Source organism: Thermohalobacter berrensis (genome assembly GCF_003609645.1).
GTDB lineage: Bacteria > Bacillota > Clostridia > Tissierellales > Thermohalobacteraceae > Thermohalobacter > Thermohalobacter berrensis.
On sequence record NZ_MCIB01000026.1, the window covers coordinates 1 to 12242 of the forward strand.

Genomic DNA, 12242 nt, shown 5'->3' on the forward strand with positions numbered 1-12242 from the left:
AGAGCCTGTATAAAAATTCATAAGAAATTTCAAATCTAGTAAATATATAATTTATTAGTATTATAAGAATACATATTTTGTATTAATATGCATTAAAATAAGTGGTATGGAATACAATAAAATATGTGCAAAATAAAATTAAAAAAACTATTGACTTTTTATGAAAAAGTAGTATATTTATTATAGGTAAACTAAAAGTTTATTTTTATTAAATATTTCTTATGATTTTTTTTATGCCTATTTGTTTAGTAATTTTAAACATTTTGTATAGTAACACTTGATTTGAGGTGTAATAATGGATATTGGTAAAAAAATAAAAAGACTTAGAATTTTAAATAATCTTACTCAAGAAGAACTATCACAAAGATGTGATTTATCTAAGGGATTTATTTCACAAATAGAAAGAAATTTGACCTCACCATCAATCGCAACGCTTATGGATATACTTGAGGCACTAGGTACAGATATTAAAGATTTCTTTAATGAGCCAGAGGATGACAAAGTAGTCTATACGAAGGAAGATATTTTTTTTAGTGAAAATGAAGAGTTAAATCATAAGATAGAATGGCTTATACCAAATGCTCAAAAAAATAAAATGGAACCAATTCTTCTTACACTTAAACCTCATAGTAGAAGTAATATAGATGATCCCCATGAGGGAGAGGAATTTGGATATGTTTTATCAGGAAGGATATACCTGCACCTTGGAGAGACTAGATATGAAATAAATAAGGGAGAAAGCTTTTATTTTAAATCACATAAAAAGCATTATATAGAAAATCCCTATAAAGAAAAGGCAAAGCTACTTTGGATTAGCTGCCCACCAAATTTCTGATTTTGTATAAAAAAAGTAGAAGGGGTGATTTTAATGAAAACAGAACAACTAGGAAGACACATATTAGCTGAATTTTACAATTGTGATAAGGAAATCCTAAACGACCATAAACTAATAGAAAAGTATATGAATGAAGCAGCAGAAGAAGCTAATGCTACTATAGTAAAGAGTGTATTTCATCTATTTAACCCCTGGGGTGTAAGTGGTGTTGTGGTAATTCAGGAATCACATTTAACAATTCATACATGGCCTGAATATGGCTATGCAGCAGTTGATTTATTTACTTGTGGAGAAGAAGTAAATCCATGGGTTGCATTTGATTATCTAAAGAAAAAAATAAAGGCAGAAAAGACAGAAACTACAGAGGTACCAAGAGGTATTGTAGATAAAATAAAGCGTTTTTCAAATGGTGAATTAGACAGAATAAATGTTAAACATAAACCAGAAATAAAAAAAGCAGCTAATAGTCGATAGTATGCAGCTATCGACTATTAGCTATCTATTAATTGATAATAACTATTAATAGTAAGGAGGTTAAAGAATGGAGTTATGGTTTACAGAAAAACATACAGATTATGCTAAGTTTTCATTTAAAGTAAAAAAACATCTTTTTTCAGAGAAAAGTCCCTTTCAACAGGTTGACATATTAGATACTTATGAATTTGGAAAAGTTCTTACTTTAGATGGACTTGTAATGGTAACTGAAAAAGATGAGTTTATATACCATGATATGATTACACATGTTGCTATGGCTACTAATCCAGAGATAAAAAAGGTTCTAGTTATAGGTGGAGGAGATGGAGGAACAGTTAGAGAGCTTACAAGATATAAAAGTATTGAACATATAGATATGGTTGAAATTGATGAGATGGTTGTAAAGGCATCAAGGGAATACTTACCGATAACTGCAGGTAAATTAGATGATGAAAGGGTAAATTTATATTTTGAAGATGGAATAAAGTTTGTTGAAGATAAAGAAAATGTATATGATTTAATAATAGTTGACTCAACTGATCCAATCGGACCAGGAGAAGGACTATTTACTACTGAATTTTATAAAAACTGTTACAAAGCACTTACTGAAAATGGTATATTAGTAAATCAAAATGAAAGTCCTTATTATGAAAGAGATGCTAAAGCAATGATAAGGGCTACTAAAAAAATAAAGAAAATATTCCCAATAGCAGAGGTTTATCAATATCATATGCCTACTTACCCATCTGGTCATTGGTTATTTGGATTTGGTTCAAAGAAGTTACATCCTATAAAAGATTTTAATCCTGACAAGTGGAATAGTTTAGGCATTAAAACAAAATACTATAATACAGATATTCATGTAGGAGCTTTTGCTTTACCGACTTATGTTAGGGAGATGATTGAGGGTGAAACTGAGTAAAAATATCCATACTTTTATGGCCTTTGATAGAGAATATGAATCTGCTGATATAGTTGTTTTTGGAGCCCCCTTTGATGGTACCACTTCATATAGGCCTGGCACAAGGTTTGCCCCTATGGTTATGAGGGAAGAATCCTATGGTCTTGAAACATATAGTCCATATCTTGATATGGATTTAACTGACAAAAAAGTATTTGATGCCGGAGATTTAGAGTTACCTTTTGGAAATACAAAAAAAGTACTTGAAATTTTAAAGAATTTCGTAGACAATATATTAGGGGATGGCAAAACCCCTGTTATGATAGGTGGAGAACATTTGGTTACACTACCAGCAGTTGAAGCAGTTTATAATAAATATGATAACCTCTACCTTTTACATTTCGATGCCCATGCAGATTTAAGAGATGTTTATCTAGGCCAAAAGTTGTCACATGCAACAGTTATAAGAAGGGTTTGGGAACATCTTGGAGATGATAGAATATATCAGTTCGGTATAAGATCAGGTACAAGAGAAGAGTTTAAGTGGGCAAAGAAACATACCAAACTTACTAAATTTAATTGTAAAGGCTTAAAGGAAGTAGTTAAAGAAATTAAGGATAAACCTGTATATGTTACCATTGACCTAGACATATTTGATCCTTCAATATTTCCTGGTACAGGAACCCCCGAGCCCGGAGGAATATTTTTCAATGATATGATAGAAATTATTGAGAGCTTAAAGACATTAAATATTGTAGGAGCAGATATTGTAGAACTTTCCCCCCATTATGATAATAGTGGAATTTCAACAATGGTAGCATGTAAGGTTTTAAGAGAATTAGTACTTTCATTGTAAAAGCCCCCAGCTTATTTAAAACCCGAACTTTGTTCGGGTTTTTTATTTTATGACATAGGGACGTTTCGTTTGTCATTGTTGCTGATGGAATTATATCCATCAGCATTATTTTTTGCTGTAAAACAAAAATTTTGGACATTTTAACATAATATAGTGAATACATATATATTAATATAATAGATGATTTTTGTTTAGAGATCTTTCTAATATTGAAAGGGGGAGAAACTTAATGGCTGTTGAACTAGTTAAAGATTTACTTAAAATAGACCAGACTGTGGGAAAGGAAGAAGTACAATCTCTAGTTGAAGGGGAAATAGTTTTACCAGAGACAAAACCGGATATAAACAAAATACTTACAGTAGATGGAGAAATAGATGTAAGAGATATAAAGGTTGAAAAGGATAAACTAATAGCTAAAGGGATTGTTAAATTTAAAGCACTTTATAACACAAATAATGAAGAAAAGCCAGTAAGCAGTGTAGAAGCTAGTACTGATTTTTCAGAGGAGGTAGAGGTTTTAGGAATCGATGAAAATATGAAAGCTGATGTGGAAGCGGATATTGAACACATAGACTATAATCTTGCCGACACTAGGAAGATATCGGTAAAAACAGTACTTAAGTTACTAGGTAAAGTTGAAAAAGAGAATACTATTGATATTGTGGAAGATATGCAGGGAGATAGTGGAGTACAAGTATTAAAGGAAAAAATTAGATATAATGATGTTGTTGGGGCTAACATATCTAATACAATAGTAAAAGAGGCCTTTGAATTAGAGGAAGAAATGCCAGATGTGGTTGATATTTTAAGAGTTGATACAAAGGCTTATGAAAGAGAAACTAAAGTTGTTGATGATAAAGTAATCGTAGCTGGAGTAGTAGACTGTTCCATAATGTATTTTGGAGATGACAATGAAAATAAGATAAATCATGTAAGGCATGAAATTCCGTTTACTCATTTTGTTGAGATAAATGGAGCTACTAAAGACATGGATTATTCATTAAAGCTGAATGTTGGAGAAACTTCCTATGATACTAGAGAGGATATAAATGGGAATTTAAGAGTTATAGATGTAGAATCAGTTGTAAAAATTGATGCTAAAGTTTATGAACAAAAGGTTAAAGAAGTTATTGTTGATACATATTCAACTAAGAGAAAGTTTGATGTTAAAAAAGAGAAAATAAATATCGTAGAAGATGTAGGGCGTAATCAAGTAAAAGAAGAGATAAAAGAAACTATAACTTTAGAAGAAAATAATGAGGAAATAAAAAATATTTATGACTTAAAGGCAAAACCAATTTTAACTGATTACAGAATTATTGATGGAAAAGTGGTTGTAGAAGGTTTACTAAATTTGGATATGATATATTTAGGAATGGATACAGAAGAGATTAGAAACTTTAAATATGAAATACCATTTAAAACATATACAGATATTGAAGGCGTTAAAGAAGGAATGGAAAGTGAAATTGACCTTGCTTTAGCTAATATGTATTTTAATAAAACAAATTCTAAAGAAATAGAAATAGAGGCTGATATAAAGGCTGATGTAGCTGTAAATAGAATAAAGGAAATAGATATTGTAACAGAAGCTGAAGAAATTGAAGAGGAAATAGATAGTACTAATAGGCCAAGTATAACAGTATATATAGTTCAGAATGATGATACCTTATGGGATATAGCTAAAAGATATAATACAACTGTAGAAGACTTAATAGAAACAAATGAAATTATGAATCCTGATAATATAATGCCAGGTGAGAAATTAATAATAGAAAAAACTGTAGATATTGAGCTTTAGATGTTAAGCCCAAAGGGAAACCTTAGGGCTTTTCTTTTTTTGTATATATATTAACAAAGGTTTTGTATTCAGTATAAAAAATATGTATACTATATATGAGAAGATATATATGGAGTTGATACTATGAAAAGAATTATAGTAGATGCATATGCTAAAATAAATTTATCACTTGATGTATTAAGAAGAAGAGAAGATGGATACCATGAAGTAGAAATGATAATGCAGCAAGTAGACTTAAAGGACATAATAACTATAAAAGAAATAGAAAAAGGCATAATTATAGAATCAAATAAAAAAGAAGTTCCAACAGATTCTTCTAACCTAGTATATAAAGCCTGGGATATTATATGTAAAAAGTTTAATATAGATAGAGGAGTTTATATTAATATTAACAAAAACATACCTATAGCAGCTGGGCTTGCAGGTGGTAGTTCTGATGCAGCTGCCCTTTTAAAGGGCTTAAATAAACTATGGAATTTAGGTCTTACCAAAAACGAACTTATGGAATTAGGAGTAAATATTGGAGCTGATGTTCCTTTTTGCATAATGGGAGGAACTGCCTTAGCTCAAGGAATAGGAGAAAAACTTACAAGGCTAAATAATTTTTCTAATATATATATTCTTTTAGCTACACCAGATATACAAGTTTCCACGGCATACGTATATAAGAATCTTAATTTAAAAGAAATATCTGTCCGTCCAGATACACATAAACTTATAGAATATATGGAAGATAATGATATAGATTCTGTAGCTAAGAAAATGGTAAATGTTTTAGAAAATGTTACAATTAAAAAATATCCTATTATTCAAGAAATAAAGAAAGATATGATAAACGGAGGAGCATTAGGAAGCCTTATGAGTGGAAGTGGTCCAACAGTGTTCGGAATATATAATAATGAGAAGCTTTTAAAAGAAACTGAGAGAAAATTAAAAAAACGTTTATCTAAAGTTTATTCGGTTAAAACAATCTAAGGAGGAGAATATAGTGGTAAAGGAAATTGATAAACTGAAAGTTCAAAATTATAAGCCATTAAGAGATATTGTTTTTGAATCTTTAAGAGAAGCTATAATAGATGGTAGACTTGAGCCCGGTGAAAGGTTAATGGAAGTTCAATTAGCTGAAAAATTAGGGGTTAGTAGGACGCCAATAAGAGAAGCTATAAGGAAATTAGAGCTTGAAGGACTTGTAATTATGATTCCTAGAAAAGGTGCTTACGTATCTGATGTTTCTTTTAAAGATATACTTGATGTATTAGAAATAAGAGCCTCCCTCGAAGGACTTGCAGCTGCTTTAGCATCTGAACGAATAACAGAAGAGGAAATGAAAATACTAAAAGATAAAGTAGAAGAATTTGATAAATGTATAGAAGAAAACAATGTTGAATGTATGGTAAAAATAGATTCTGAACTTCATAGTGCAATTTTTACTGCTACTAGAAATGAGAAGTTAATAAGTATAGCGGAAAGTCTAAAGGAACAGGTTCAAAGATTTAGAAGAATATATATTAGGGAATATCATAATTCTGAACAGCTTTCACATGAACATAAAAGAATTATTAATGCAATAGAGAAGGGCGATGTTAATAAAGCTTCAAAATATGCTAAGGAACATATAGCAAATGCCCACAGAAATATAGTTGAGGCTTTCAAAGATAAAATAGACAAATAGGTGGGATGTAAGGCTATGGTAAATTGTGTAATATTGGCAGGGAAAACTGAAAAAATGCTAAGAGGGAAAAAAAGCAAGGGAATTGTAGATATAAATGGCAAACCAATGGTTTCATATGTAATACAAGCCCTTAAAGATTCAGGGGTAGTAGATAGAATTGTACTTGTTGGAGATAAAACAGTTTATAGTAGCCTTAATTCTAAGATTGAAAACGTTATTAATGACAAAGGTTCAATGATCGATAATGTAAAAGCAGGGGTAAACTATTTTAAAGATGATCCATATGTTTTAATAACAACCTGCGATATTCCCCTCCTTACAGGAACTGCAGTAAGGGAATTTGTTATTGAAAGTTTAAAATCAGAAGTAGACTTGTGCTATCCAGTTATCAAAAAGAAGGTTTGTAAAGAAAAATATCCTAATGCTAAAAGGACTTATGTTAAGTTGAAGGAAGGACATTTTACTGGTGGAAATATGATGATAATAAATCCTTTAATTTTAGATAAATGTATAGAGATAGCAGAGGAAATTATACAGTTTAGGAAAAATCCTTTAAAAATGAGTAAAGTATTAGGATTAGGACTTCTTATAAAACTTATTACGGGAAGATTGAGTATAGGTAATGTTGAAAAAAGAGTAGAAAATATACTTGGCTTAAAGCCAAAGGCCATTATTACGCAATATGCCGAAATAGGGAATGATGTAGATAAGCCAGAAGATTTAGAAATGGCTAAAAAATACTTAAAATCAATTGAGAATTAGAGTAAGTTAGTAGTTAGTAGGAAATACAGTTGTCAGCTCTCAGTTCTTAGATCTTAGAAAAAAGTTTATCGTTGTTGAGGGACGTCCACGTCCCTCAACTGGCGTATTTAAAATCCAAACACCAAAGACTATTTTGCTAACAGCTGAGAGTTAGGAACTGTCTTGTTAAACTATAGACTGCATTTCAATGTGCGAAAACATAAAACCAACCACTAGCCACTAATCACCAAAAACGGCTTTTAAAAGTAACGGACTTCAAAGGCTAGACTTCTTAGGTTAAGTAACGGACATCGAAGCATGGCATCTTAGGTTTAAGTAACGGTCATCATAGGCTAGACGACCTTGGCAGAGTAACGGACAACAAAGCATTACTTCTTTGGATAAGTAACAATCATTCTAACCTTACTGATGGATTCATAATCCATCAGTTTTTTTTATGCATAACAATTTCTGATTTTGTAAATATTAAATATAACATCATAAGTAGGTTTGAAGGTGATTAAATTGCTTAGTTTTTTGAAAACCATAATAACAGAATTTAAAGACTTATACAACCTATACATGGTTGTTTTAGTAATAGCTATAGGGCTATTTACTTTTTTTGTAGATAAAAAGTCCCTTGCGAGAAAGAAACTACAGAAAGAGGCTAATTTGGCTAGAATTATTGGAATTTCGTATATTTTAGTAGGACCTATATTATATATAATATTTAAAATGCTTTAAGGAGGAACAAGATGGGACTTTTTAAAAGATTCTTTAAAAAGGATAAAAAAAAGAAGAAAGAAGATAAAGGAAAAAAGGGAATAAAGATTTCTAGTAATTACAATAAAAATATTAATCAAATAAAAAATATTTTAAAAGATTGTGAAGATGTAATATATAGAGAGTTTACTGTAGGAAGTGAACAAAATTATAATTTTGCAATAATATACATAGATGGTTTGATAGATAAGAAATTAATAAGCGATTATGTATTAGAATCACTTATGCATCAGGCAAGGGAGTTAGAGCCAAATCCTAAAATATTTAAGAATAAACTATATGAGCTTTGTAAAAAGGGTAATATTGCCGCTACTGAAATAAAAGAAGCCCAAACAATAGATGAAGCTATAGATTATATATTAGCAGGGGAGACAATATTAATACTAGAAAATTATCCCAAAATATTAGTGATAAGTTCAAGGGGATGGCCTGTAAGGGGATTACAGGAGCCCCAAACTGAAACAGTTATTAGGGGTCCAAGGGATGGTTTTGTAGAAACAGGCAAATACAATACCACATTAATAAGAAGAAGAATAAGAGACCCTAAATTGAAACTTAAATACATGAAGCTAGGTGTAAGATCTAAAACTGATGTTGCAATAATGTATATAGAAGACATTGCAAATAAAGAGATGGTAGAAGAAGTAAAAAGGAGATTAAAGGATATCAAGATTGATAGTGTAATAGAGAGTGGATATATAGAACAGTATATTCAAGATAATTATTATTCACCTTTTCCTCAAGTAGAAACTACTGAAAGGCCAGATGCTGTTGCAGCCTCGTTATATGAAGGTAGAATTGCAATAGTAACAGATAATACTCCTTTTGTATTACTTGTGCCAGCTACGTTAACTACTTTTTTACAATCATCTGAAGATTATTATGAAAGATGGATTATTACATCACTAATTAGGCTATTAAGATATGTTGCTGCACTTATAGCATTACTATTACCTTCTTTATACATAGCTATAACATCTTATCATCCAGGAATGCTACCTACAGAACTAGCTTTATATGTTGCAGCTACTAGAGATGGAGTTCCATTTCCTGCTTTTATAGAGGCCTTTATAATGGAAGCTACTATAGAGCTTTTAAGGGAAGCTGGTATGAGACTATCAGGGCCTATAGGAACAACTATAGGTATAGTTGGAGGTCTTGTAATAGGTCAGGCTGCAGTTGAAGCTGGAATAGTAAGTCCATTAATGATAATTATAGTTGCAGTTACAACTATATCCTCCTTTGCAATTCCTAATTATAGCTTTGCTACATCATTTAGGATAGTGAGATTTGCTATAATGCTTTCTTCTGCAATTTTAGGATTATATGGTATTATGTTAGGGCTACTTTTATTAGGCAGTCATTTAGTTAATCTTAAAAGTTTTGGCGTTCCCTATCTCACACCTTTTGTAAGTACAGGTATAACATGGATGGATTTAAAGGATGCTTTTGTAACATATCCTATACCTAAGGCCAATAAAAGGCCTAAGTTTACTAATGTGGTAGATGAAACAAGAACAGATGAGGAAAATACGATAAAAGCCGAAAGAGGTGATGAAGATGATAGGGGGCAATGATAAGATATCTAATAGTCAAATTGTATTCATTTTAATAACTACTATTGTAGGAGTAGGGATTTTATCCCTTCCTAGTGCACTAGTAGAGAGAGTAGGTTCCGATGGATGGATATCTATAATAATAGGAAGTATATTAGTGAGTATTTTAGTAGCTATTGCTACTATACTTACAAGTTATTATCCTGGGAAGACTGTTATAGAGTTTGGAAGAGAAATTGTATCTACCCCTGTTTCTGATATAATATCTTTTCTATTTATTGTATACTTTGTTGTAATTTCTGCATTTACAGTTAGAATATTTGCAGAAGTAGTAAAAATGTTTCTATTAGATAAAACTCCTACTGAAGTTATAATTATGACTATGCTCTTTACAGTTGCATACATAGTTAGAGGTGGCATAGAAGGTATAGGAAGAATGGCAGAGATAATATTACCAGTAGTAATACTTCCATTATTACTTTTATTTATAGCAATAATTCCTGATTTAGATTTTACCAATCTACTCCCTGTCTTTAGAACAAGTTTCACTGATATAGTAAAGACAATTCCTTTAACTTTTTTTAGTTTCATGGGTTATGAATTGATACTATTTTTCATGGCTTATGTAGATAAGCCTAAAAACTCAACTGCAAAAAATATAGCTGCAATAGTTATTGTTACATTGATATATCTAATCTTTTTCACTGTAACCCTTGCTAGATTTGGCCAAAATGAAGTAAGAGATTTACTTTGGCCTTCACTATCACTTGTAAGGTCAGTAGATTTACCTGGATTTTTCATAGAAAATGTTGAGGCTGTTGTAATGGGATTATGGGTACTTAATGTATTTGCTTCTTTAAGCCCAGTATATTATGGTGCAGTTTTAACATTAACTAAGCTTTTAAGGGCTAATGAACATAAATATTTTGTTTTACCATTACTTCCTTTTATATACATATTATCTTTAGTTCCAGATAACCTTGCATCTGTATATACAATGATGGATATGTTTATATATTACTATACGACTATTATTTTAATAGGAGTTCCTATATTATATTTCATAATATCACTTTTTAAAAAGGCCAATAAAAAGGGAGTTGGAAGTAATGGATAAGCTTCATAAGATAGTACTAATATTTCTAATAACAGTTTTATTAGGAGGTTGTTGGGATAAAATAGAAATAAATGAAAGGGCCTTTGTGTTTGCCATAGGTATAGATAAATTTAAACCTAAAAATATGAATGGTGCTGAAGAAAAAAGATATATAATAACCTATGCATTTCCAAATGTAAAGACATTGGCAGACCAGGGTGGAGATGAAAAACCAAGATTTGTTATAAGAAGTATTGGTCAAAATATGTTTCAGGTATCAGATATTTTAACTACAAGATCAAATAGAACTATGTTTTTTGGTCACACAAAAGTAATAATTATAAGTGAAGATGTGGCAAGGGACCCTATTGCATTTAGAGAAGTTATAGATGGCTTGGAAAGATATCATGCAATAGGGAGAAAGGTAGATGTTCTAATATCAAAAGAAACTGCTAAAAAGGCCATAGATATAGTGCCAGATTTTGAGCCAGTTACAGGATCATATTTAAGAGGAATACTTACAGCTAAAAAAAGGAGTGCTAGATTCACTCCTACAACCCTTGGAGATATAGGGGCTAATATGCACGGAGGTGGAAGTATCTTAATTCCAATGGTAACTCCAGGTGAGACTGATTTAAAAGTTGCAGGAGCAGCAATTATTAAAAATTATAGGCTAATAGGTTGGTTGGGAGAAAAGGAAAATAGAAGTGTTATGTTTGTTAAAGGAGAAGTAGAAAGGGAGGATATTACAACTAAGTATAAGGACATAACTATAGCATATTCAGTTGAAAATGTAGAAAGTAATAAGACTGCTAAAGTTGAAGATGGAAAAATTAAAGTTGGAATATTTGTAAATATAGAAGGGTTTATAGAAAGATACAGGTTTGATGCTAAACAAGACCTCTTAGATGATAAGATACTTCAAGAAATTGAAAAATCATTACAGAATACTATAGCAAAGGAAATTAAAGGAACAATAAGAAAACTTCAAGAGGAGTTTAGTGCAGACGTTATAGGGATTGAGGACTACTTAAGTAAGTTTAAGCCAGATATTTGGGAGCAAGTAGAGGATAATTGGAATGAAGTTTTTAAAGATATTATTATAGACGTTGAAGTTGATGTTAAAGTAAGAAGAATAGGAATGACTAGATAATATAATGAAATTCAAAACCTATGGCATTTTATAATGTTAAATTTTAAATTATAAATTTTGAATTAGGTTGAGGGATTATGAATCCCTCAACAACGCTGTCCCAAAACTGCATTTAAAAAGCAATTGACAATGGACAATTGAGAATATGATAAATACAATTGAGAATTAGAAAATACTTGTTAGTAGTTAGTAGCATGCTTTTTAGCCCCCTAATAGATTTGGACAAAAGTAACTAAAGAAATATAATTTAATTAGGGGGTGAATTTGCCTTGAAGACAAAGTCCAAACGTACATTTAGTGAAGATTATAGAGTTAAAGTAGTCAAAGAAGTATTAGAAACAGGAGAAACAGGTTTAGTTGCAAGACGTCATGAC

At 30.8% G+C, this 12242-nt stretch carries 12 protein-coding genes; all 12 read left to right on the forward strand.

The genetic code is table 11. The features are described from left to right. Positions 1-295 precede the first annotated feature (295 nt). Complete coding sequence (locus BET03_RS09720; protein WP_120169813.1) at positions 296-835, forward strand: helix-turn-helix domain-containing protein; 540 nt, start codon at positions 296-298, stop codon at positions 833-835. Positions 836-868: 33 nt separating this feature from the next. Further along, on the forward strand, positions 869-1309 hold the full coding sequence (speD, locus tag BET03_RS09725) for an adenosylmethionine decarboxylase (RefSeq protein WP_120169815.1): 441 nt from the start codon (positions 869-871) through the stop codon (positions 1307-1309). Between the two features lie 67 nt (positions 1310-1376). After that, positions 1377-2231: a polyamine aminopropyltransferase gene (speE, locus tag BET03_RS09730; RefSeq protein WP_120169817.1), complete on the forward strand. Its 855-nt coding sequence runs from the start codon at positions 1377-1379 to the stop codon at positions 2229-2231. Then, entirely contained in the window at positions 2218-3066 is an 849-nt protein-coding gene (gene speB, locus BET03_RS09735; protein WP_120169819.1) for an agmatinase, read from the forward strand. The genes speE and speB overlap by 14 nt, the downstream gene beginning before the upstream one ends. Positions 3067-3295: 229 nt before the next feature. Then, complete coding sequence (locus BET03_RS09740) at positions 3296-4867, forward strand: SPOCS domain-containing protein (RefSeq protein ID WP_120169821.1); 1572 nt, start codon at positions 3296-3298, stop codon at positions 4865-4867. A gap of 123 nt (positions 4868-4990) precedes the next feature. Beyond that, positions 4991-5842, forward strand: coding sequence for a 4-(cytidine 5'-diphospho)-2-C-methyl-D-erythritol kinase (ispE, locus tag BET03_RS09745; protein WP_120169823.1), 852 nt, complete (start codon positions 4991-4993; stop codon positions 5840-5842). A 13-nt stretch (positions 5843-5855) separates the two neighbouring features. Continuing rightward, positions 5856-6539, forward strand: coding sequence for a GntR family transcriptional regulator (locus BET03_RS09750; protein ID WP_120169825.1), 684 nt, complete (start codon positions 5856-5858; stop codon positions 6537-6539). A 15-nt stretch (positions 6540-6554) separates the two neighbouring features. Continuing rightward, positions 6555-7301, forward strand: a complete 747-nt coding sequence (locus tag BET03_RS09755) for a nucleotidyltransferase family protein (protein ID WP_120169827.1) — start codon at positions 6555-6557, stop codon at positions 7299-7301. Positions 7302-7817: 516 nt separating this feature from the next. Further along, entirely contained in the window at positions 7818-8024 is a 207-nt protein-coding gene (locus BET03_RS09760; protein WP_183108818.1) for a CLC_0170 family protein, read from the forward strand. An 11-nt stretch (positions 8025-8035) separates the two neighbouring features. Then, positions 8036-9640, forward strand: coding sequence for a spore germination protein (locus tag BET03_RS09765; protein WP_120169831.1), 1605 nt, complete (start codon positions 8036-8038; stop codon positions 9638-9640). Next, complete coding sequence (locus BET03_RS09770) at positions 9624-10736, forward strand: GerAB/ArcD/ProY family transporter (protein ID WP_183108819.1); 1113 nt, start codon at positions 9624-9626, stop codon at positions 10734-10736. Before BET03_RS09765 ends, BET03_RS09770 begins: the two co-directional genes overlap by 17 nt. Next, the gene (locus BET03_RS09775) at positions 10729-11868 is read left to right on the forward strand and encodes a Ger(x)C family spore germination protein (RefSeq protein ID WP_120169835.1); all 1140 of its coding nucleotides are present in this window, start codon (positions 10729-10731) and stop codon (positions 11866-11868) included. Before BET03_RS09770 ends, BET03_RS09775 begins: the two co-directional genes overlap by 8 nt. Positions 11869-12242: the final 374 nt, after the last annotated feature.